The 21,472-nt window shown below is 61.9% G+C and carries 17 protein-coding genes and 2 tRNA genes; 10 read left to right on the top strand and 9 right to left on the bottom strand.

Going from position 1 to position 21,472, the window contains the following annotated elements:
• Positions 1-4: 4 nt before the first annotated feature.
• From peaB to ACOVQ0_RS04675, 3 genes are all read right to left on the bottom strand, one after another.
• Positions 5-1,459 (bottom strand): quinohemoprotein amine dehydrogenase maturation protein, encoded by a 1,455-nt coding sequence (peaB, locus tag ACOVQ0_RS04665; RefSeq protein ID WP_421880743.1) that lies wholly within the window; start codon positions 1,457-1,459, stop codon positions 5-7.
• Positions 1,456-3,264, bottom strand: coding sequence for a quinohemoprotein amine dehydrogenase subunit alpha (gene peaA / locus ACOVQ0_RS04670; protein ID WP_421880746.1), 1,809 nt, complete (start codon positions 3,262-3,264; stop codon positions 1,456-1,458). The genes peaB and peaA overlap by 4 nt, the downstream gene beginning before the upstream one ends.
• Before the next feature lie 354 nt (positions 3,265-3,618).
• Positions 3,619-5,448 (bottom strand): DUF885 domain-containing protein, encoded by a 1,830-nt coding sequence (locus tag ACOVQ0_RS04675; protein WP_421880749.1) that lies wholly within the window; start codon positions 5,446-5,448, stop codon positions 3,619-3,621.
• Between the two features lie 248 nt (positions 5,449-5,696).
• Between ACOVQ0_RS04675 and ACOVQ0_RS04680 the strand changes: the two genes are divergently transcribed.
• Positions 5,697-5,770 (top strand) — tRNA-Gly (locus ACOVQ0_RS04680).
• Positions 5,771-5,960: 190 nt separating this feature from the next.
• Here ACOVQ0_RS04680 and ACOVQ0_RS04685 read toward each other — a convergent pair.
• Positions 5,961-6,053 (bottom strand) — tRNA-Ser (locus ACOVQ0_RS04685).
• Between the two features lie 241 nt (positions 6,054-6,294).
• On the opposite strand from ACOVQ0_RS04685, the gene ACOVQ0_RS04690 reads away from it, so the two are divergent.
• Both ACOVQ0_RS04690 and ACOVQ0_RS04695 read left to right on the top strand, forming a co-directional pair.
• Complete coding sequence (locus tag ACOVQ0_RS04690; protein ID WP_421880752.1) at positions 6,295-7,092, top strand: DUF1134 domain-containing protein; 798 nt, start codon at positions 6,295-6,297, stop codon at positions 7,090-7,092.
• A 130-nt stretch (positions 7,093-7,222) separates the two neighbouring features.
• Positions 7,223-8,392, top strand: coding sequence for an amino acid aminotransferase (locus ACOVQ0_RS04695; RefSeq protein ID WP_421880754.1), 1,170 nt, complete (start codon positions 7,223-7,225; stop codon positions 8,390-8,392).
• 60 nt (positions 8,393-8,452) lie between these two features.
• On the opposite strand, the gene ACOVQ0_RS04700 is transcribed toward ACOVQ0_RS04695, so the two are convergent.
• Entirely contained in the window at positions 8,453-9,373 is a 921-nt protein-coding gene (locus tag ACOVQ0_RS04700) for an SDR family NAD(P)-dependent oxidoreductase (RefSeq protein ID WP_421880757.1), read from the bottom strand.
• Positions 9,370-10,290 carry an SDR family NAD(P)-dependent oxidoreductase gene (locus tag ACOVQ0_RS04705; protein ID WP_421880761.1) on the bottom strand — a complete coding sequence of 307 codons (921 nt, stop codon included), beginning with the start codon at positions 10,288-10,290 and terminating at the stop codon, positions 9,370-9,372. Before ACOVQ0_RS04705 ends, ACOVQ0_RS04700 begins: the two co-directional genes overlap by 4 nt.
• Before the next feature lie 161 nt (positions 10,291-10,451).
• Between ACOVQ0_RS04705 and ACOVQ0_RS04710 the strand changes: the two genes are divergently transcribed.
• From ACOVQ0_RS04710 to ACOVQ0_RS04735, 6 genes are all read left to right on the top strand, one after another.
• Positions 10,452-11,843 carry an MFS transporter gene (locus ACOVQ0_RS04710; protein ID WP_421880763.1) on the top strand — a complete coding sequence of 464 codons (1,392 nt, stop codon included), beginning with the start codon at positions 10,452-10,454 and terminating at the stop codon, positions 11,841-11,843.
• Between the two features lie 75 nt (positions 11,844-11,918).
• Positions 11,919-12,659 carry a nuclear transport factor 2 family protein gene (locus tag ACOVQ0_RS04715; protein ID WP_421880766.1) on the top strand — a complete coding sequence of 247 codons (741 nt, stop codon included), beginning with the start codon at positions 11,919-11,921 and terminating at the stop codon, positions 12,657-12,659.
• Between the two features lie 61 nt (positions 12,660-12,720).
• Positions 12,721-14,151 (top strand): NAD-dependent succinate-semialdehyde dehydrogenase, encoded by a 1,431-nt coding sequence (locus ACOVQ0_RS04720; protein ID WP_421880769.1) that lies wholly within the window; start codon positions 12,721-12,723, stop codon positions 14,149-14,151.
• 88 nt (positions 14,152-14,239) lie between these two features.
• Positions 14,240-14,914 carry a DUF2490 domain-containing protein gene (locus ACOVQ0_RS04725; RefSeq protein ID WP_421880772.1) on the top strand — a complete coding sequence of 225 codons (675 nt, stop codon included), beginning with the start codon at positions 14,240-14,242 and terminating at the stop codon, positions 14,912-14,914.
• A 37-nt stretch (positions 14,915-14,951) separates the two neighbouring features.
• The gene (locus ACOVQ0_RS04730; protein WP_421880775.1) at positions 14,952-16,007 is read left to right on the top strand and encodes an amidohydrolase family protein; all 1,056 of its coding nucleotides are present in this window, start codon (positions 14,952-14,954) and stop codon (positions 16,005-16,007) included.
• A gap of 135 nt (positions 16,008-16,142) precedes the next feature.
• Entirely contained in the window at positions 16,143-17,753 is a 1,611-nt protein-coding gene (locus ACOVQ0_RS04735; protein ID WP_421880777.1) for an MFS transporter, read from the top strand.
• A 91-nt stretch (positions 17,754-17,844) separates the two neighbouring features.
• Here the strand turns inward: ACOVQ0_RS04735 and ACOVQ0_RS04740 are convergent, their stop codons facing one another.
• From ACOVQ0_RS04740 to ACOVQ0_RS04750, 3 genes are read right to left on the bottom strand one after another with little or no spacing between them, the layout of a single operon-like run.
• Positions 17,845-18,306, bottom strand: coding sequence for a DUF3237 domain-containing protein (locus ACOVQ0_RS04740; RefSeq protein WP_421880780.1), 462 nt, complete (start codon positions 18,304-18,306; stop codon positions 17,845-17,847).
• On the bottom strand, positions 18,303-19,418 hold the full coding sequence (locus ACOVQ0_RS04745) for an NAD(P)-dependent alcohol dehydrogenase (RefSeq protein ID WP_421880784.1): 1,116 nt from the start codon (positions 19,416-19,418) through the stop codon (positions 18,303-18,305). The genes ACOVQ0_RS04740 and ACOVQ0_RS04745 overlap by 4 nt, the downstream gene beginning before the upstream one ends.
• Complete coding sequence (locus tag ACOVQ0_RS04750) at positions 19,415-20,899, bottom strand: carotenoid oxygenase family protein (RefSeq protein WP_421880788.1); 1,485 nt, start codon at positions 20,897-20,899, stop codon at positions 19,415-19,417. Before ACOVQ0_RS04750 ends, ACOVQ0_RS04745 begins: the two co-directional genes overlap by 4 nt.
• A gap of 68 nt (positions 20,900-20,967) precedes the next feature.
• Between ACOVQ0_RS04750 and ACOVQ0_RS04755 the strand changes: the two genes are divergently transcribed.
• The gene (locus ACOVQ0_RS04755; RefSeq protein WP_421880791.1) at positions 20,968-21,441 is read left to right on the top strand and encodes a MarR family winged helix-turn-helix transcriptional regulator; all 474 of its coding nucleotides are present in this window, start codon (positions 20,968-20,970) and stop codon (positions 21,439-21,441) included.
• Positions 21,442-21,472: the final 31 nt, after the last annotated feature.

The raw sequence follows: 21,472 nt of genomic DNA on the forward strand, positions 1-21,472 counted from the left end.
TGCTTCATGACAAGCCCTTTCGTGCAGCAAAGCGTTCAAGAAATTCGGGATTGCGTTGGGCGACCGTGCCGTAGATTTTGAGGCAGGCCTCGGTCCATTCGCGGATCCAGTCGCAATAATGCAGGTTCGCGTGCCCGGTATCGCCATAGCGGACGAACGCTTCGTGATGGCAGCCACCGGCGCAGAGCGGGCGCGCCCAGCAGGTGGAACAATCGAACTTTGCACCCACATGACCGCGCGTCAGAAAGTCGGTGCGCTTTTCCTTGTCCAGCCCCGTCGTTACGTGGCCCAGCACATGCGTATCGGCATCGGTGAAGCGGTGGCACGGCGAAAGATCGCCCGATGGGCTGACGCCCACCAGTCCAAGCCCTGCGCCGCAAGGGTGCGATTTGTTGGTGCCCTGGATCAGCTCGCTGATTGTCTCCGAGACATTGGAGAACCCGTGCATCTCGCCGCGCAGGGCATAGGCGAGCCATTCGGCAGCGAGTTCGTGGAACGCGGAAACCAACGTATCCATGCCATCGGCGTCGAGCGTGTAGGCCTGCTCGCCGGAGTCCGTCACCGGGGCAAAGCCCACTTCGTGAAAGCCCAGATCGTCCTTCAGGTGGCGGTAGATGCGGATCACGTCGGTCACGCCTTCGGTCAGCGTGACGCGGGCGGTGATGGCGCGGGTCTTGTGTCCGGCGATCAGCTTGCGCAGGCGCGGTTCCATCACCGCATAGGAACCCTTGCCGTTCTTGTAGACGCGGCGCTTGTCCTGCAAGTCGGGCGGACCGTCCATCGAAACGGTGACGCCGATGGCCTGATCCGAAAGGAACTGGATAATCTCGTCGGTCAGCAGCGTGGCGTTGGTGGTCAGGCTATACGTCATGCGCTTGCCTGCCGCTGCCGCTGCCTCGTTGGCATAGAGCACTACATCGCGCAGCAGCTTGAAGTTCATGAGCGTTTCACCGCCGAAGAACGTGATGTGCGGCACCTCGCGGTCACCCGAACTTTTCAGCAGGAAATCGACCGATGTCTTTGCCGTTTCCAGCGTCATGTACTTGGGCTTGCCCGCAGGCGTGGCGATCTTGTCCGCGCCGAATTCGTAGCAATAGGTGCAGGCAAGATTGCACTGGTTGGTGACGTTCAGCACCAGCGCCTGCAACGGGTAGTCTTCCGGCGGGGCAGGCGGGGCGAGGGGGGCTTCGCGGATCTCGTCAGAAACGATCCCGCGCACCGCGCGCAATTCGCGGATCAGGTCTTCGGCATCGGCGCGGGAATAGCCCGCCTCCACCAGCGCGCCGACCATTTCGCCATAGGCCATCTGCTTTTCGCCCAGCAGCGCCATGACGCTGGCTGCACCTTCATCCAGCGCAAAGATCGCGCCAGCGGAGGCAAGGTAGACAAAGCCTGCGCCATCGGCGTCGAACAGATGGATATCGCCACGGCGATATTTGGGGGAAAGGACGGTCGTCACTTGGCCACCTCCGGTTGATCGAAGCGCTTGTAGGCGGGGACAGAGACGACCATGAACGACTTGCCGGTCAGCGGTTTGCCCCATGCGTCCTTTTCGGCCTTGGCCGTGGCGACCACCCACACCTCACCGTAGTTGTTGCGGCCCCATTTCCGTTCGGGGTTCGGGCCATCAATGGCGGGCGTGAACAGCGCGGTCTGGCTCAGTTTGCCGACATAGTTCACGTCATCGTCGTAATAGACGGTCTGCAGTTCCTGCATCGACCACGTTACGTCGATGGGCCCGAGCGCCACGTCGTCGGTGGTATAGGGCTTGCCGTCCAGCCCGGCGTCATAGCCAATGGCATCGAACTGCTGGTATCCCGGGGCGTGCTTCTCGCTGCCGCCAAGGCGGGCGATGGCGGTTTCGGGCGTCACCTTCAGGTAATCGACCTTTTTGTAAATCGGCAGGCCAGCGGCCAGGACCGATCCGCCAAGGCCGATATCGTGTGCGCCCACCGCTGCATCGGCGGCCACATCGATCGTCAGCATCGTTTCGGTAGGGCTGACTGATGTGACCTTGGTAACCGTCACGCCCTTGCCCAGATCGATGTCGGCAGGCTTCAGCCCCGCCGGGAACGCATCGCCGATCAGCTTGAGCGTTGCGCCCTTGCTTCCGGCCTTCAGCGCATAAGGCCACACCGCCGATACGGTCGGCTCTGCGGCTGCGCGGGTCAGCTTCACGTTGAAGCCGAATTCCTTGTAGTCGCCCCAGAACCAGCGGCCCTCGGCAGATTTGCGATCCGGTGCAAACTGCATCGTCTCGCGCGTTTCATGGTCGGCAGGAGCATCAGGCGTTGCACCTTCGGCACCGCTCGAAGACGTTCCGCGCCATGAATAACCGGTATAGACCAGACCCTTGCCACTGCGGGACAGGGTGGAGCCATCGGCCAGCGATTTCAGCGTGATTGCGGTGGAATAATCATCATCTCCGCCTGCCGGAGTGACGATCATTTCGCCCACGTACAGTCCTTTGCCGGGCAGCATGGCGTTGACGAGCCATTTGCCGCCCAGCTTTGCCGACTGCTGGCGGGCCTGCCACTTCGTCCATTCAGGCGTGGTGAGCGGGGCGGTCTTGTTGAGGTATTCCATCGCCACTTCCACCGGCAGCGGCTTCAAAGCACCATTCGGCGGCGTGGGCTGCGTGGGGTCTTCCACCGGCTTTCTGAACTGCGCATCGGCCTGTGAATACATGGCGACGTGCAGGTTGCGCAGCAGGCTCCATTCCGCTTTCGACCGCCGCCAGGACAGCGGCTGCGCAAAGGCATGGCAGGCGGCGCAGGACTGGCGGATCGTCTCGTTCGGAACGTTGGTTTCGTTGATGATGCGGTGTTCGGCCAGATAGGCCACCGGCTTTGCCTCTTCGGGCGCAAGACCGTTGCTGGCGGAAAGCGAGCGGATGACGGCGCGGGCTTCGGTCGGCGTCAAGGACAGGCCGTTGAGCGACGACATGCGCCGGATAACCTGCGCCCAGCCTTCGGGCGTGGTGCGGACATACGAGATGCGTGAAAGGTTGCCCTTCGCATCTGCAGTATGACACGTGCCGCACTTTTCGACGACCAGCGCGTCTTTTATCGGAATGCCAGCTTCGCTCTCCACCGGGTTCGATGGATCGCGCGCCGGTTCCTTTCCAGCCTGCGCCAGAACGATCGATGCGGGCAGTGCGGTCAGCGTCAGGAACTGCAGAAGATGACGGCGAAGCAGGTGTTTAGGGTTCGCCGCGCTAACATCCGTGGCAAGATCACGGGCAGCAGTTTCGGCCAAAGTCATGGTCGCGATTTCCCCCTTGGCAGGCCGTGTCCGGAACGAGTCGAACGCGGTGTCAGGGCAAAGACTGGACAGGTGTCAAAAGTTCGTCAACGCCTTTGTTTTTGCGACTGCGAAAAGGATTTTGGAAGCCGCTCGAACAATCTGTTCGCGGCATTGCGGGCAGTCCATACGCGGATCGCGCAATGCAAAAAGGGGCGGGCAACTTTCGCTGCCCGCCCCTTCATCCCGCCCGTGTGCATTCGTCATTGCGAGCCGCGCGCAGCGCGGACGAAGCAATCCAGAGTTGGCGTGGGGCCGCTCTGGATTGCTTCGTCCGCGCGGCGCGCGGCTCGCAATGACGAAAGTGAATGCCGGTCAGGACTTCGCGGCAATCCATTCATTCACGCGCCGCTCAAGGATCGACAGCGGTTGCGAGCCGGAAGCGATCAGCAGATCGTGGAAGCCGCGAATGTCGAACTTCGCGCCCATTTCCTTTTCGGCCTTGCGGCGCAGTTCCATGATCTTGAGCATCCCGATCTTGTAGCCCGTGGCCTGCCCCGGCAGCGTGATGTAGCGGCGCACTTCCGACCGCGCGGATTCCAGCGGCTGACGGCCCGTCTCGTTCATATAGGCAACGGCTTCGTCCTCGCTCCAGCCCATCGCGTGAATGCCGGTGTCGACGACCAGGCGCGCGGCACGGAACAGTTCGGCATCCAGCCGCATGAAGTCGGCGGCGATGTCGGGAAATGCGCCCATTTCCTTGCACATCGCTTCGGCATAGAGGCCCCAGCCTTCGCCGAACGCGACATAGCCGGTGACCGCGCGGAACTTTGGTCCGCCCTTCTGCCGCACCTGAATATCGCCCTGCATGTTATGGCCGGGCACCGCTTCGTGGCACATCAGCGTGTACATCGCCGCCGGGTCTTCGGTATCGCCAACCAGATGGACATAGGTGCGGGCAGGGCGCGCGCCATCGGGGCTGGGGGCAGAGGCATGGGCCGCGCCGCCGGGCACTTCGGAAAAGGCCGGTTCGCGCACCACTTCGATGCGATATTCGGGCAGCGTGCCGAAATACTTCGGCAGCAGCGTGCGCGTGTGCGCCACAAAGGCATTCGCTTTGGTCAGGTAGTCCGCGCGGGCGGCATCGTCCCAGGGCTTGGGTGGATTGAGCCGGGCGCGCTCGGCATAGAACGCGCTGCGGTCTTTCAGGCCCGCCTGCCGCGCAAGGGCATCCTGCTCCGCCTCGATCCGGGCGACTTCGGCGCGACCGATCTTGTGGATTTCGTTGGCGGTCAGGTCTGTCGTGGTGTTGAGCTTCAGGGCGTTGGCATAGAACGCCGCGCCGCCGGGGAGCGAAACCGCGCCGACCTTGCCGCTGGGGGCCGCTGGCAGCGCCGCCTTGCCCCATGCGATCACGCGCTGGTAGGCAGGCTTCAGATCGAGGATTGCAGTACGCGCCTCGGCCAGCAAGGCGTCAGCCTCGGCCTGCGTAAGCTTGCCCGATTTTACCAGCCCTGCCGCCTTGGCTTTGACATCGGCCCAAAGCGCAGCGTCCGGCCCATTGCCATAAGGTGCGCCGCTGATCAGCTTTTCGCTGCCGGTCATCACGGTTTCGACCTGGAACCTCGGCGCGCGGATGCCTGCTGCCTCGCTTGCCTTGGTGCGGGCGATAGCCACATCAAGAACCGCCGGAATGCCGCGCAGGCGGGCGATATAGTTTTTCAGATCCGTAACATCGGCCACGGTGTGCGTGTTGACGAGAAAATCGGGCAACTGGCTGTGGACCGAATAGAGCCGCGAATAGAGTGGCGGGCGGAACTTGCGATCGGCATCGGAAAGCGCGGCGCGATCGGCCTCAAGCGCCCAGATATCGAAGTTGACTTGCGCCTGTGGAGACAACTTTGCCCGGTCGAACTGCGCGCGCATCCGCTTTACGCTGTCCTGCCGCCAGGCAACTTCGGCATCGGCAGCGGCATCGGAAATGTCGTTCCATTTATCGCCACCGTCCTTGAGCCCGAGGCGCGTTGCAAGCTGTGGCTGCTGCTTTACCCATGCGGCAAATTCTGCATCGAGAAACGCGGTAAGACTTGCATCATCTGTAGCGCTGGCGGCAGGCGCGGGCGTTGCGGCCAGCGCAGACGCGGCGGTGGGGGCAAGCAGGCCAGCGGCCAGAGTCAGCAGGCTTGCTGTGATGGTAGGCTTCATGAATTGTCCTTTCGCCTTGCAGCACGATGCCGCTGGATCGCGCGGCATCGGCGGTGCGACGCGGCACGTTCTGGCGCAATTGCAACGGGATGCGCAACCCGCCTGCAACAGAAAATCGTCACATCTGAAACCGCTGCGGCGCAAAAGCCACAACGCTCCCCGCGGCATGGTTGACGACCCGCCCCCGATCATGGCAGAGGGCCGCACAGTCCACCAAACCGGACAATGCGCTGCCCATTTCGGTGCGTGCGGGTGTAGCTCAATGGTAGAGCAGCAGCTTCCCAAGCTGAATACGAGGGTTCGATTCCCTTCACCCGCTCCAACAAAATCAGCAGTTTAATTGGCCAAGGTGCCGATCTTTCCAACATCCTTCCAACATGACTGGCCGGATAACGGCATCGGTCGCCCGTTGTGATGGGATTTCAAGGCCTGAGCGAGACAGGCGCTTCCCGCAGGACAATCCCGGTAGCCGAAGGCTGATACCCCGGAGGGGTAATCACATATTCAAGGGATGGCGGAGACGGAGGGATTCGAACCCTCGGTACCGGATTTACCAGTACGACGGTTTAGCAAACCGTTGGTTTCAGCCACTCACCCACGTCTCCGGATCGCAGCGGCGAGGGGGCGCTATAACGAGGGTTGTGGGGGGCGGCAAGGGCTGCGTGGGCAAAAAAACGCAAGGTGGGAAAAATCCCCGATCCGGGCGCTTGGGCGCATTTCTGACTCGACTCATCGCCGGTTCATTGTGGTGAGGGTAGCGTTGGATTCAGGTGAAAAATGCAGGGGTCCGTGCCGTTCTCCCGATGGAGTGGATGGCGGGCACGATCTGACGGGATGGACGCGAAGATGACGAATCGGTGGAAGATCAGGGTGTTTGCGCCCGCTGTGGCGGCCATGCTGGCCTTGATTGGCAACCCCGTGGCCGCGCAAGTGGAAACGGTCGATCCCAATGCGGCGATCGATGGCGATCTGGTTGCCCCCGGCACCACACCGGCGCAACCCGCCGCGACGCCCGCGGGGTCTGAAGTCGGGATGTTGCCCGCGCTTCCTGCCGACGCGCCGCCTGCAACCGAACCCTATGTGCCACCAACCCCTTCCACGCCCGCTCCATCGCAGGGAATTCCGCCAGCGCAGGCAGCCACCGCAGCAGCGGGCGCGAATGGTTCCTACAAGGAGGATGACCTGATCGGTGCCGCCGAAGGCGTGTTCGGCAAAGGTGCGGCAGGTCTTGCCGATGTGATCAAGGATCTGCTCAAGAAGCAGGGCGAACCCAATGCCTATATCGTCGGGCGTGAAGCGGGAGGCGCGCTGGTGGTTGGCCTGCGCTATGGTTCGGGCACGCTGCATCACAAGGTTGAAGGCGAGCGTCCGGTTTACTGGACCGGCCCGTCGATCGGGTTCGATGCTGGCGCAAATGCCGCCAGCACCTTCGTGCTGGTCTATAACCTTTATGACAGCGAGGAGCTGTACACCCGTTTTGCTGCGGGTGAGGGGCAGGCCTATCTCATCGGTGGGTTCCACGTCAGCTATGTGCGCAAGGGCGACAAGGTGCTGATTCCGGTGCGTTCGGGCGCGGGCCTGCGCCTTGGCATCAATGGCGGCTACATGAAGTTCTCGAAAAAGCAGAGCTGGTTCCCGTTCTGAAGGATTCGGGCAACTTCCGAACGAATTTGGCCACGCATACCTTATAATTGAAATGCGGGGGTTGCCCCGGCGGATTTCCGGCGGCATGGAGCCGCCGCTATTTGCTCCCCGCGAAAGAGGTCTGCAGCCCATGCTCGAAAATCTTGCCGCCCAGCCCGCCGATGCGCTGCTGGCGCTGATCAAGCTCCACAACGCCGATCCGCGCGCTGACAAGATCGACCTTGGCGTGGGTGTTTACCGCACGTCGGAAGGCGATACGCCGGTGTTCAAGGCGATCAAGGCCGCCGAGGCAAAGCTTCTGGCCGATCAGGATTCGAAGGCTTACCTCGGCCCCGAAGGCGACATGGGTTTTGTCCATGCGCTGATCCCTTATGTTTTCGGTGCTGACTTTGACCGTTCGAAGGTTGAAGGTATGCAGGCCCCCGGCGGGACCGGCGCAGTGCGTCTGGCTGTGGAAGTGGCCAAGCGTTCGGGCGTGAAGCGGGTGTGGATGGGCACGCCTTCGTGGCCCAACCATGCGCAGATCATCGCTGCGGTGGGTGTGGAGCTGAAGACTTTCAGCCACATGACCGCTGATGGCCTTGCCGATCTGGATGCGCTGAAGGCTGCGTTGGCCCAGGCTGAGCCGGGCGATGCCGTGCTGCTGCATGGCTGCTGCCACAACCCGACCGGCGTTGATTACACGCAAGCGCAGTGGGACGAGATCGCCCCGCTGCTGGTGGAGCGCAAGGTTCTGCCGCTGCTTGACCTTGCCTATCAGGGCCTTGGTGCGGGCATGGAAGCCGATGCCTATGGCCTGCGCAAGGTGCTTTCGGTGGTGCCCGAAGCGCTGGTGGCCTATTCGTGCGACAAGAACTTCGGCCTCTATCGCGATCGCGTGGGCGCGTTCTACGCGGTGACAGCGGATGCGACGGCGCTGGCCAATGCAATGGCCAATGGCGCGACGATCGCGCGCGCATCGTGGTCGATGCCGCCAGATCACGGCGCTGCTGCCGTTCGCCTGATCCTTGAAGATGCAGACCTGACCGCGATGTGGCTGGCCGAGCTGGACGAGATGCGTGACCGGATGCGCTGGGTGCGTGATCGCCTTGCGGCTGCGCAGCAGGTCGGGCCGATCGACATGGCACGGCTGGGCGTTCAGAACGGCCTGTTCTCGATGCTGCCGCTGAATGGCGAACAGATCCTTGCGATCCGCGAAAAGCACGGCGTTTACATGGCAGGTTCGGGCCGCATCAACATTGCCGGGCTGACCACCGGCAATATCGACAAGTTCGTTGAGGCGCTGCGCGACGTGGCCTGAACCAGCGAGAACTGAAAGAGAAAGGGCGGGGCCTTGCGGCTCCGCCCTTTTTGTTTGCGATCAGAAATCCGCCATGCGCGACTGTCGCCGGGTTTCGGCAAAGCTGTCTGCGCGGAATTTCTCGAAGGCCACGCGCTGATCGTGGCCTGCGTCTTTCGGGTAGTCCTGATATTCCGCGATGATCTCGTCGAATATCTCGCGCACTTCTTCCTTGTGATCGGGGTGGGAGAAGATGTGCAGGCGATTGGCCTTCATCGCTTCGATCACGCGCGCGCCGATCACGTCCGGTTCCATGCCGAATTCATGGAGGCCCTGCAGCCGTTCGACCGCCGTGGGGTCGACCGGCTTCATTGCGCCCTTCAGGGCATCGGGGCGCACATCGTCACTCGCGTAGATGTAGCTTTTGACCAGACCGGGGCAAAGCACCGAAACGCCGATCTGGTATTTCAGCAGCGAATAGTGCAGCGATTCCGAAAGGCCCCGCACCGCGAACTTTGTGGTGTTGTAGATGCCCGGGCTGCCTGCGGCGAGGAAGGAGGCCATCGAGGCGGTGTTCACCACGTGGCCGCCCTTTTGTTCGCCCGCTTTCACCCGTTCGACCATGCGCGGAACGAAGGTCATCACCCCGTTGATAACGCCATGCAGGTTGACGCCCATCAGCCAGTCCCAGTCATCGTAGGATGACTCTTCGATTGGCTGGAAAAGGTTCACGCCCGCATTGTTGCACAGGATCGAGACGGGGCCGAACCTGGTTTCCACCTCGTCTGCCGCAGCTTTGAAACCCTCGCGGCTGGCCACGTCTAACTGGACGCCCATGACCTCGCGGTTGTCGAGCGCGGCGAGGGCCTTGTCGATCGAATCCTGACGGATATCGGCAATGGCGACCCTGCACCCTTCATTGAGGAGCTGCCGTACAAGGCCAATGCCGACGCCGTTGGCACCGCCGGTTACAAAGGCGGTGCGGCCTGCGAAGTCCTTCATGCGCCCCTCTTTTCCTTGAGCGCGCCTTGGCGGGCGATTTCGGCGGTGATGGCCGGATTGCGGAACAGGATCGCGAAGGTTTCCTTGTATTCGGGGTTTTCGGGCAAGTGGGTTTGCACCGCTGCGGTCATCGCTTCGCCGCGTTCCTTCACGCCGGTCAGGAATTCGGAGTGGGTGAGGATATAGAGTTCGTCGTTCAGGATGCCTTCCAGCACGCGCTCACCGACCTGCTCCTTGGTCTGATAGAGGTGCATGAAATTGCCGCCAGCAGCGCGGCGCTTGTCTGCTTCGGCATAACCCGTGTCGGCGAGTTCGGCGGGACGGGTCTTGGCAGCATCGGCGATGTTCGATTGTACGGCACCGGGGCAGAAAGCGCTGCAGATCACGCCGCGCGATTCGAGTTCCGGGCGCATACATTCCATCATCGAAGTGACAGCCGCCTTGCCGGATGAATAGATGGTCGTGCCGGGGGCGGGCACCAGCGCGCTCATCGATGCGGTGCAGACGATGTGTCCGCCTTCGCCATGCGCCAGAATGCGCGGAAGCATGGTGACGATGCCGTTGACCGTGCCGCCAAGGTTCACGCCCATGACCCAATCCCAATCGGCATAAGACGCCAGCTCGGTAGGGCCGACCACGGCGACGCCAGCGTTGTTGACGAGGAGGTGGATCTTGCCGAACTTCGCCTCGACCGCATCGGCCACTTCGGCGAATTGCGCGCGGTTGGTCACGTCCAGCTTCACGGCCAGCACACGTTCCCCACCGGCCAGTTCCTCGACTGCGGAATCGAGGTGATCCTGACGAATATCGGCAATGGTCACGTTCATGCCAGCGCCCAGCAGAGCCTTGGCGATACCCAGCCCGATGCCGCTTGCGCCGCCCGTTACGAACGCAGTCTTGCCCGGCAGATTTTGCATTGAACCTCTCCTCAGATGTCTGCCCGATAACCCGAAAGGGGTGCCGGAGAATCATTTTTCACCTTGTGTATTCACCAGCAGGGAATTGTATGCAAGACTAACAATATCGCCGCATCGAAACGCACCGCCAAAGCGGGCAACGCGGAAGGAGAGGAGAAGTCATGGCTGGTGTCGTCGCAACGGCGAATCCCGATGCAAACGGAATGGTGGAACGGGATTGGCCGTCGAGCGGGGCGGCCTATTGGGCGCTTTTCGTGATCGTGCTGGCCACGTTCCTGACCTTCTTCGACGCGATCACGTTCAGCATGTTGGCCGAACGGATCAAACGGGATTTCGGCCTCACCGATTCGCAGTTGGGCTTTCTGGCAGGCCCGGCCAGCATCATTTGCTATTTCTTCGTCGGCATTCCGCTGGCTCGGCTCGCGGATATCTATCCGCGCAAATATGTGCTGGGTGGCGGTGCTGCGCTGGTGGGGGTGATCATCGCGCTGGGCGGGCTGGCGCAAAGCTTCGGGCAATTCGTGGGCAGCCGGGTGTTTCTGGCGGCAGGCGGATCGGCGCACGCGCCTTCGGCCTATTCGCTGCTGGCCGATGCCTTTCCGCCCAAAAAGCTTACGCGCGCCTTTGCGCTGCTGCAGTTCGGGTTCATCGGGGGCACGACGCTCGGCCCGCTGATTGGCGGGATGCTGGTGATGATGACCGCGCCTTGGGGGCCGACGCAACTGGGGCCGCTGACGATTCTTGGCTGGCAGTGGATTCTGATCTTCATGGGGATTCCATCTCTGCTGGTTGGTCTGCTGTTTCTGACCGTGAAGGAGCCGCCGCGTCTTGCCCCTGCTGCAGACGCACCCAAAGCGCCTCAGTCTGCCGGTTTCGGGCGGAGCCTGCTGACCTTCATGGGCTTCGATGCTTTCCGCGCGATCAACGCCAAGCCGCGCGTCTACTACCCGCTGTTCGGGGCACTGGCGCTCAGCGCGGTGGAAAGCTTTGGTCTGCAGTTCTGGCGCGTGCCGTTCATGGTGCGCAGCTTCGGCTGGAATGAAGGGCAGATCGGTGCCGCCCTTGGCGCGACCGTGCTTGTTGCTTCGCTGAGCGGGCTGCTCTTGGGGGGCGTGTTCTCCGAATGGCTGTCGCGCCGGTACAAGGACGCCAACGTGCGGGCGGCAACCTGCTGCTTTGCGGGCACGACAGTCAGCACCATTGCTGCGCTGCTGATGCCCACGGCGTGGGGTTCGATGATCATGTTTGGCGTTGCGGCGATGTTCGGCATTGCCGGGGCCGTGCCGCAGAACGCTGCGGTACAGCGTGTTGCGCCCAATGAGATGCGCGGACAGGTGACGGCATTCTACCTGTTCATGTTCACCTTCTTCGGCGCGATGGGCAGCTATGTGGTGGGCAAGGTGCAGGATCTGCTGTTCGTGGACCCGACGCAGTTGTGGAAATCCATGCTGCTGACCGCCTGCGTGCTTTTGCCGTTGGCCACTTTCCTGATGTTCCGGGCGATCAAGCCCTATCGCGAAGAAGTCGAACGGCTTGAGGCTCTTGGCCGTTGAAACATCGTCGTTGACAGGGGCGGATCGCTTCGTCAGATTGTTAGTAACACAAACTAAATTGCATGGGAGCAGGACGTGTCCGACGATAACCAGATTGCCGCGCTTGAAGCGCGTCTGAACGACCTTGAAACGCGCCTGACCGTCCGTGAGGACGAGCTGGACATCCGCAAGCTGCAGCACCTCTACGGCTATCTGATCGACAAGTGCATGTACAATGAGACGGTGGACCTGTTCACCGACGATGGCGAAGTGCGCTTCTTCGGTGGTGTGTGGAAAGGCAAGGAAGGCGTCCGCCGCCTTTATGTAGAACGCTTCCAGAAGCGCTTCACATACGGGAACAACGGCCCGATCGACGGCTTCCTGCTCGATCATCCGCAGATGCAGGACATCATCAACATCCAGCCCGATGGCGTGACCGCGCTGGGGCGCGCGCGTTCGATGATGCAGGCCGGGCGGCACAAGGATTATGAAGGCGATGCCCCGCATCTGAAGGCGCGCCAGTGGTGGGAAGGTGGCATTTACGAGAACACCTACAAGAAGGTGGATGGCGTATGGCGGATGCACGTCCTGAACTACATGCCGATCTGGCACGGCGATTTTGAAAGCGGCTGGGCCAATACCCCGCACGAATACGTGCCGTTCCCCAAGGTCACCTACCCGACCGATCCCACCGGCCCGGACGAACTGCTCGAAGGGCACTGGCTGTGGCCAACGCACAAGGTCAACGCTTTCCACATGAAGCACCCCGTGACCGGCGAAGAGATGATCCCGCAGCGCTGGCAGGGCGACATCGACCGCGAAAACGCGAAGAAGTAAGAGTTGCAGGCGGAGCGTCACTCCCTCCCGACGTTCCGCCTGCAAGCCTGATGGAACAGACATGACCCAGTATCCTGCGCTTTACATGATCATCGACGGCGAACGCATTTCCGGCGGCGGTCGGCGGACCCATCCCGTCGTCAATCCCGCCACTGGCGAGACGATCGGCGAACTTCCGATGGCCGAAGCTGCCGATCTTGATCGCGCGCTGGAAACGGCGGCGAAGGGCTTTCGAATATGGCGCGATTCCACGCCGCAGCAGCGCGCCGCCGTGCTGCAGGGTGCCGCGCGCCTGATGCTTGAGCGGCAGGAAGACCTGGCGCGGGTAGCGGTCATGGAAGAGGGCAAGACCCTTCCCGAAGCGCGCATCGAAGTGATGATGAACGTTGGTCTGTTCAATTTCTATGCGGGCGAGGTTTTCCGCCTCTATGGCCGCACGCTGGTGCGCCCGGCGGGGCAGCGCAGCACGGTTACGCATGAACCGGTTGGGCCGGTTGCCGCATTTGCACCGTGGAATTTCCCCCTCGGCAATCCGGGGCGCAAACTGGGCGCGCCCATCGCGGCGGGCTGTTCGGTGATCCTCAAGGCCGCCGAAGAGACACCTGCATCGGCACTGGGTGTGCTTCAGTGCCTGCTGGACGCAGGCTTGCCCAAAGAAGTGGCGCAGGCCGTGTTTGGCGTGCCCGATGAAGTCAGCCGCCATCTGCTTGGCTCACCCATCATCCGCAAACTGTCGTTCACCGGCTCCACCGTGATCGGCAAGCACCTTATGCGGTTGTCGGCGGACAACATGCTGCGCACCACGATGGAACTGGGCGGCCACGGTCCGGTCATGGTGTTTGGTGATGCCGATATCGACAAGGCGCTCGATACGATGGTGGCATCGAAGTATCGCAATGCCGGGCAGGTCTGCGTTTCGCCCACCCGTTTCATCGTGGAAGAGAACGTGTTCGAACGCTTCCGTGACGGTTTTGTCGAACGGGCTGCCCGGATCAAGGTCGGCAATGGTCTGGAAGATGGCGTGCAAATGGGACCGATGGCCAACGCTCGCCGTCCCGAAGCGATGGACCGCCTGATTGGCGATGCCAAGGCGCGCGGCGCAAAGCTGCACACCGGGGGGGAGCGCATCGGCAATGCCGGGTTCTTCTACGCACCTAGCGTCCTTTCGGAAGTGCCGCTGGATGCCGCGATCATGAATGAGGAGCCGTTCGGCCCGGTCGTGATGATCAACCCTTATGGTGGGGAAGAGGCGATGATCGCCGAGGCCAATCGCCTGCCCTATGGCCTTGCCGCTTATGCCTGGACCGACAGCGCAGCGCGGCAGAAGCGTCTGGCGCGTGAGGTCGAGACGGGGATGCTCGGGCTGAACACCACCATGATCGGCGGCGCGGATTCCCCGTTTGGCGGCGTGAAGTGGTCTGGCCACGGGGCAGAGGATGGGCCGGAAGGTGTTATGGCCTGCCTTGTGACCAAGGCAGTTCACGAGGCCTGAATTGCGGGCTTCGACATGATCAGGAAATCATTGGGCAATGATGGGGCGATAGCGCACCGGGGCAATCCAGCCTTGCCCGGAGTTCCTCATGCGCCGTTTGCGTTTTCTGCTGGCGGCGGCCAGCCTGCTGCTGTCGTCGCCCGTCCTTGCCGCGCAAGAGGACGAGCAGATCTGGCTGGCGAACTTTTCCACCATCGAAGTGGGCGACAAGGTTCTGCTGTTTTCCGATGTGCAGTTCCGGCTGACGGACGGCGCGGATCGGCTGGGGCAGGTCTTGCTGCGCCCTGCCGTTGGCTATCGCATCACGCCAAGCGACACGCTGTTTCTCGGCTATGCCTACGTGCGGACCGAGCCGCTGAATGGCGCGCCCACGGACGAGCATCGCATGTTCCAGCAGGCCTTGATGCGTATCGCTGGCAAGGCGGGCAAGACAACGGTGACGGGACGAACGCGGCTGGAACAGCGCTGGCTGGAAGGCCGGTCGGACATGGGGTGGCGTTTGCGGCAGATGGTGCGACTGGATGCCCCGACGGGCGCGGGCGTGAGCGCGATTGTCTGGGCAGAACCCTTCGTCAATCTCGATACGACGACCTGGGGCCAGCGCGCCGGGTTCGATCAGGTGCGCGTGTTCGGTGGCGTGGGTGTGCCGCTGGCGCGCGGCATAGCTTTGGAGGCTGGGTATTCCGGCCAGTACGTCAACCGGTTCAATGCGCCAGACCGCATGAATCACATCGGCAGCCTCGCGCTCACCATAAGAAGGTGAACGGGTGCAGGCTGCCCTTCCGGGGAAGGAAGCCTGCATGACACACGATCTGAAAACTGGCGGGGATCGCGGATATCTGCGCATCGCCACCGAAGAAGCCTTTGCCACGCAGGAGATCATCGACGTCTACTTGCGGATGATCCGCGATGGAAGCGCGGACAAGGGCATGGTCTCGCTTTGGGGCTTCTACGCCACATCGCCGTCGGAACGGGCGATGCAGATCATGGAGCGGCTGCTCGATCTGGGTGATCGCCGCCTGGCCGATATGGACGCCACGGGCATCGACAAGGCCATCCTCGCGCTTACCTCGCCCGGTGTGCAGCCCTTGCTGGATATTGACGAGGCCAGGCGGCTGGCGGCGCGGGCCAACGATACGCTGGCCGAGGCCTGCAGCAAGCACCCGGACCGTTTCATCGGCATGGGCGCGGTCGCGCCGCAGGATCCCGAATGGTCGGCGCAGGAAATCCGGCGCGGGGCGATGGAACTGGGCTTCAAGGGCATTCAGATAAACAGCCATACCCAAGGCCGCTATCTGGATGAAGAGTTCTACGATCCGATCTTCCGCGCGCTGGTCGACATGGATCAGCCGCTTTACATCCATCCGGCAACACCACCGGATGCAATGATAGCGCCCATGCTGGAAGCCGGGCTGGATGGGGCGATCTTCGGCTTTGGGGTGGAAACGGGGATGCACCTGCTGCGCCTGATCACCATCGGCATTTTCGACAAATATCCCAGCCTGCAGATCATGGTTGGCCACATGGGCGAAGCGCTGCCCTACTGGCTCTATCGGCTTGATTACATGCACCAGGCGGGCGTGCGCTCGCAGCGGTATGAACGGATGAAGCCGCTCAAGAAGTCCATCGCCGGATACATGCAGTCGAACGTGCTGGTCACCAATTCCGGCATGGCTTGGGAACCGGCAATCAAGTTCTGCCAGCAGGTGATGGGCGAGGACCGCGTGATGTATGCAATGGACTATCCCTATCAGTACGTGGCGCAGGAAGTGCGCGATATGGATTCAATGGACATGAGTGCGGAAACCAAGAAGAAGTTCTTCCAGACGAATGCGGAGAAGTGGTTCAAGTTGTAGGGCGTGGTTTCACACAACCAGCGCCCCCGCGAAGGCGGGGGCCCCGGTGTTCTGACGGAACGCTGGTGTAAAACGACTGAGGCCCCCGCCTGCACGGGGGCGTTGGGCTGAAGAACAAGGGTAATGGGAGAGCCAATGTCCACTGAGCCGCGCCGCACGCCACCCAAAGCTGCTTTGGCCCCCGGAGCATGGTATGCGCTCGTCCTAGTCGCGCTGACCAATGCGATGAGCCTGCTCGACCGGCAGATTCTCGCGATCCTTGCGCCTGCTATCAAGAAAGACCTGAACATTGGCGATGCGGAAATGGGGCTGCTCTATGGCACTGTTTTCGCGCTGTTCTATGCGCTGTTTTCGCTGCCCGTCGGGCGGCTTGCGGATGGCTGGGTACGCACGCGGCTGCTGACGATCAGCCTGCTGTTCTGGTCCGCCGCCACAGGGCTTGCGGGGTTTGCATCCAGCTTCGCCATGCTGGCCCTATCGCGCCTCGGCGTGGGCATCGGCGAGGCGGCGACGCAGCCTGCGGGGACATCGCTTATCTATGATTTCTGGCCCAAGCATCGGCGCGGCTTTGTCATGTCGGTCATGGCTTCGGCTATTGCGCTTGGCCTTGGTGGGTCGCTCGTGCTGGGCGGCGTGGCGGCGGGGTGGTGGGACAGTGCCCATGCCGCTGGCACAGCGCCGCTTGGGCTGAAAGGCTGGCAGTTCGCTTTCCTTGTCGCCGCTGCTCCGGGCTTCATTCTTGCCGCGTTCCTGTGGACCTTGCGCGAACCGGTGCGCGGGCAGATGGACGGAATCGAAACACCGCGCGATCCGCATCCTTTCCGCGCGAGCATTGCGCTGCTCGGTTCGGTGACGCCCGGTTTCCACTGGATCGGCATGAAAGGCAGGGGGGCGAGTGGCGCGATGGTGCGCGGCAATCTGATGGCCTTGGTCGCTATCGCCGCCGTAGCATTTGCGCTGACGGGGATCAGCACGGCGATCAGCCCCAAGCCGCCGATGATGCTGGGCGGGGCGGCGATCAATCCGCACGCCTTGCAGTGGAGCGTGATCGGCCTTGGCGCCTTCGTGATCGTCAATCTGATGCAGGGCATGAAGCTGGGCGATGCCCAAGCCTTTCGGGTCATTTCCCGTTCGCCCACGGTGATGATGTGCATTGCGGTGGGCACGCTGCAATCAGTGCTGAACTATGGGATGATGGCCTTCAACCCCAGCTTCCTGATCCGCACCTACGGCCTGTCGATGCAGGAAACGGCGTTGCAGTTCGGCCTGCTTTCGGCGGCTATGGGTATCATCGGTCCGTTGGTGTGGGGGCCACTGTCTGACTGGCTGAACCAGCGGTTCCCCGGCGGTGGGCGGGCCTGGGTGGCGTTGTTCGCGATGGCGGTTTCGCCGGTCCTGTCGTTCTGGGTCTATTTTGCGGCTGATCCGGGCAGCTTCTATGCCCGCTTCCTGATCTACAGCTTTATCCTCACCGGTTGGATGCCGCCGCTCTATGCGATCATGTACGATCAGGTTCTGCCCCGGATGCGCGGGCTGACGGCCAGTCTGTACCTGCTCGTGATGACGATCCTTGGCATGGGCATCGGGCCATATGTTGTGGGGCTGCTGTCGGATTCCACAGGCAGCCTGCGCACGGCAATGCTTTCGATCAACGTGGTCGCGATCCCCATCGCCGTGCTTATGGTGCTGATCGCGCGCCGGGCTGAGCGGGATGAAGCTGGGTTGTTGGAGCGGGCGGCGGGATAAGCGGACTCCCCGCGCAGGCGGGGACCTCAGTGTTGTTATGTAAGCTCACCGTAAACCGACGGAGGCCCCCGCCTGCGCGGGGGCGCTAAATTCAGGTCACCCGCCACACCCACAGCTTGATGCCCAACGGATAGCGCGCGCCCGAGCAGACGAAGATCGAGCGGTTCATCCAATCGTATTTGCCCACAGGTGCGATGAATTCGGGCACCGTGCGGAAATAGTATTCCGCCGGATCCACTTCCTGCCCTGTGGCAAGGCGCTGCATTACATCGGGAGGGCCGTGGCGCAGACCGCGATTGCGGATCTGGATCACCACGCCGTCGTCGGTTTCCAGAGCATAGATGGCATCGGCCACGGTCACCCCGTCGGGCCGCGTTACCTGCCAGTCTGCCGCGTTGCCGATCAGTTTGCCGCTGATGAGCGGCCCTTCCACGCGCCCGCCGCCGACGATGGGAATGATCCGCCGCGTGCCGTCGAACGTTTCGCCGATCGCAACCGGCGGTTCCAGTTCGCCGGTTGCTTCGTAAACGAATTCAAGGCCCGGTTGGATCATGCGGCGGAAACCTTGAGCACAGGTTTGATCACACGCCCGCTTTCGCTGGCTTCGAACGCTGCATTTATGTCGTCAAAGGCAAACATTTCGACAAGGCGATCAAATGGATACCGACCGGCAACGTGGTGTTCGATCAATTGCGGAATGAACGCCTGCGGGTCGCTGTCCCCTTCGAGAATCCCCATCACCCGCTTGCCGCCGCCCATCAGCGATGTTTCGTTGAAATGGAGCATCGCGTCGGCATCCGATGCGCCGACAAGGCCAAGGATGCCACGAGGCGCAAGCTGGTTGAAGGCCAGTTCTATCAGCTTGCCAAGACCGGTGGTGTCGAAGGCGTAGTTGATGCCGGTCGGGCAGATGTCGTGGAGAGCTGAAGCAAGGTCGGCATCACCCTTGATCGTGTGCGTCGCGCCGATTTCGCGAGCGAGCGCGAGGCGGTTTTCGTGAAGATCGATGGCAATGATCGGATCAGCCCCAGCGATGCGCCCGGCCATGATCGCCGACAATCCCACCGCGCCTGCGCCAAACACGACCAGCGAGCGTCCGGCCTTGACCGCCATCGAATTGAGCACCGCGCCTGCGCCGGTCTGCAGCCCGCAGCCGAGCGGGCCGAGCCGTTCGAGCGGCACATGTGCTGCGCTGGTTGGCACTTTCACCACGTTGCGTTCGCTGGCGATGGCGTGAGTGGCGAACGAGGACTGGCCGAAGAAGTGGCTGTGGACCGGGCCTTGCGCGGTGCTGATGGCCACGCTGCCGTCCGCCCGCGCGCTGGCGAAGTTATAGGGGCCGAAGTTGTAGCAATAGGCAGGCGCATGATCGGCACAATTGGGGCAGGTGCCACAGCTGGCGAAGGACAGCACCACCGCGTCGCCCGGCGAGACGCTGGTGACGCCATCACCCACAGCCTCTACCACGCCCGAACCTTCGTGGCCGAGCACGACGGGCAGCGGAACCGGAAGTTGCCGATCCCGCACCGCCATGTCCGTATGACAGACGCCCGCGCCGACGATGCGCACCAGCACTTCGCCCGCGCGAGGCGCATCGAGCTGCGCATCCTCAATCGAGAATTGCGTGCTGCCTTCGCGGCAAACGGCGGCGCGGATTTGAGTCATGCAGCAAGTTCCTTTTCAGCAAGGCCGATTTCGTCAGCATTCGCCCAGTTGCCGTGGAGGCCAAAGCGCAGGCGGATGGGGATGTTCACGGTTGCCACAGGCCCCTTCTCGATGTCGAGTGCATCGAAGATCAGGAGATCGCTACGCTGGTCTTCCAGGCGGTTGCAGACCTGCACGATCCAGCCATCGCCTTCGGGTGCATCTTTGGCGCGTGGTACGAAACACGGTTCCTGCAGGGACGAGACGGGGCCGCACCACCAGTGCTGTTCCTTGCCGGTCTCCAGGTCTTTCAGGAAAAGGCAGTTCATCAACAGGCCACCGGCGCTGCCGCCGCGCAGTTCGACAGGGCGCTTCATGTCCATTTCGAGGAACCAGCCATAGCGGCTTTTCTTGCCGGCAAAGCGATCGTCGATACGCGGGAATTCCGATGCCGTGTCCGAAAGCCTGACGATTTCCGCAAAGTCCTCGCCATTGCTTGCCATGTCCACCACCCAGTCGGTGGGATAGCTCATCGCTTCCATGCCGTTGAACGGTGCACTGTGAACGTCAGGGAAGAACGGGAACATGTTGTTCTTCGCCTCGCACGTGACGAAGTGGACCTTCGTGCCTTCCTGCCATGCGTTGAGGACGTGGGAGGCAAAGCAGTTGTCGCGCTTGAACCAGCGGATGTCCTGATCGGTCACGCCATCGCGGCGCGGGATTATGCCCAGATGGACCGGCATCGTCGTATCGAAGCCAAAATGCGGCTTGCCCTGTTCGAGCCGTTCCCAGCTGCCGATCGAAGGCACGATATGCAGCACAAGGTAATCCTCGGTAATGCCGAAGTCGTGCATCATGCAGTAATAGGGCACCTTGAACCACACTTCACGGATCAGTTCGCCGTCGGGGCTGATCTCCATATAGGTCACGTCGTCGGTACAAAGGCCGCTTGCGGCATAGCCAATGGCGACCATGTTGCCGGTTTTTGGATCGACCTTGGGATGTGCGGTGAAGGTCTGCCCGGTCATCTTGCCGCCGAACTTTTCGAACCCGAAAGTTTCCATCGTCGCCGGGTCCATGACGAGGGCGGGGCTGTCCTCCTTCATGGCCCAGAGCTTGCCTCCGAAAATGAAGGCGTTGGTATTGGCGGTGGAGCGGATTTCGCCCTTCACGCTCTCATCGTCGGTCAGCGGATTGCGATAGGCACCGAAAAGGCCCTTGCCGGCTTCGTTTTCCAGCTTCCACTTGTCGGTCTTTGCCCACCGTTGGCGGAAATCCACCTGCCCATCGTGAATGTGAAAGCGGGTGATCATGCCATCGCCGTTGAAGGCGATATCGTCGCCCAGACGGGGCGGAAATTGCGGGTCGGGCTGGACGCGATAGAATGCGCCGTTTAATCCTGCCGGAATCGTGCCTTCGTGCGCAAGGTCGGCAATGTCCGCCTCTATCCGCGACGGCGTGTTGAATCCCGTGAAACTGGGGGTGTTCGGAAATTGTGCCATAGCATCCTCCTCGTGATATTGTATGTAATGCTAACAATTAGACAAGCGCATTCGTTGGGGGCTGGGCATTGATCAGGGACAATTTTGCCGATGCAATCGCGCCCGCCGGGCATACCGGCGAGGAAGACATCGGTGCGATCAACGATATTCTCGGCTTCCACATCCGCTTGGCGCATGGCGCGTGCCTGCGGCATTTTACCGAGACGTTCACCGATCTGGATCTGACCCAGAAGCAGGTTTCGGTGTTATGGCTGGTCGATGATCATCCCGGCATCGCGCAGACCGATCTGGCCCAGCGCCTGCGGATGGACCGCGCCACGACGATGGCGATCATCAATCGGTTGCAAGCCAAGCATTTCCTGCGGCGCGACCGGTCGCCCAAGGATGGGCGCAAGCAGGCTCTGTTCCTTCAGCCAGAAGGCCTGGCCATGCTCGCCCGCGCCAAGAGCGCCATTGGCGAACATGAATCCTGGGTGAAAAGCCGCTTTTCCGACAAGGAAGTGAAGCAGCTCATCGAACTGCTTTCCCGAATCCACGAATAAGTTATAAGCAATAGCAATTGGCCAACTGGCC

The sequence above is a fragment of the Novosphingobium sp. genome, from assembly GCF_049240505.1.
GTDB lineage: Bacteria > Pseudomonadota > Alphaproteobacteria > Sphingomonadales > Sphingomonadaceae > Novosphingobium.

What these genes read in the sequence shown, in the direction of transcription:
- ACOVQ0_RS04730 (WP_421880775.1), top strand. Translation starts at nt 14,952, where the DNA reads ATGACACACGATCTGAAAACTGGCGGGGATCGCGGATATCTGCGCATC.
- peaA (WP_421880746.1), bottom strand. Translation starts at nt 3,264, where the DNA reads ATGACTTTGGCCGAAACTGCTGCCCGTGATCTTGCCACGGATGTTAGC.
- ACOVQ0_RS04700 (WP_421880757.1), bottom strand. Translation starts at nt 9,373, where the DNA reads ATGAAGGACTTCGCAGGCCGCACCGCCTTTGTAACCGGCGGTGCCAAC.
- ACOVQ0_RS04720 (WP_421880769.1), top strand. Translation starts at nt 12,721, where the DNA reads ATGACCCAGTATCCTGCGCTTTACATGATCATCGACGGCGAACGCATT.
- ACOVQ0_RS04675 (WP_421880749.1), bottom strand. Translation starts at nt 5,448, where the DNA reads ATGAAGCCTACCATCACAGCAAGCCTGCTGACTCTGGCCGCTGGCCTG.
- ACOVQ0_RS04695 (WP_421880754.1), top strand. Translation starts at nt 7,223, where the DNA reads ATGCTCGAAAATCTTGCCGCCCAGCCCGCCGATGCGCTGCTGGCGCTG.
- ACOVQ0_RS04745 (WP_421880784.1), bottom strand. Translation starts at nt 19,418, where the DNA reads ATGACTCAAATCCGCGCCGCCGTTTGCCGCGAAGGCAGCACGCAATTC.
- ACOVQ0_RS04740 (WP_421880780.1), bottom strand. Translation starts at nt 18,306, where the DNA reads ATGATCCAACCGGGCCTTGAATTCGTTTACGAAGCAACCGGCGAACTG.
- ACOVQ0_RS04710 (WP_421880763.1), top strand. Translation starts at nt 10,452, where the DNA reads ATGGCTGGTGTCGTCGCAACGGCGAATCCCGATGCAAACGGAATGGTG.
- ACOVQ0_RS04725 (WP_421880772.1), top strand. Translation starts at nt 14,240, where the DNA reads ATGCGCCGTTTGCGTTTTCTGCTGGCGGCGGCCAGCCTGCTGCTGTCG.
- ACOVQ0_RS04735 (WP_421880777.1), top strand. Translation starts at nt 16,143, where the DNA reads ATGTCCACTGAGCCGCGCCGCACGCCACCCAAAGCTGCTTTGGCCCCC.
- ACOVQ0_RS04705 (WP_421880761.1), bottom strand. Translation starts at nt 10,290, where the DNA reads ATGCAAAATCTGCCGGGCAAGACTGCGTTCGTAACGGGCGGCGCAAGC.
- ACOVQ0_RS04690 (WP_421880752.1), top strand. Translation starts at nt 6,295, where the DNA reads ATGACGAATCGGTGGAAGATCAGGGTGTTTGCGCCCGCTGTGGCGGCC.
- ACOVQ0_RS04750 (WP_421880788.1), bottom strand. Translation starts at nt 20,899, where the DNA reads ATGGCACAATTTCCGAACACCCCCAGTTTCACGGGATTCAACACGCCG.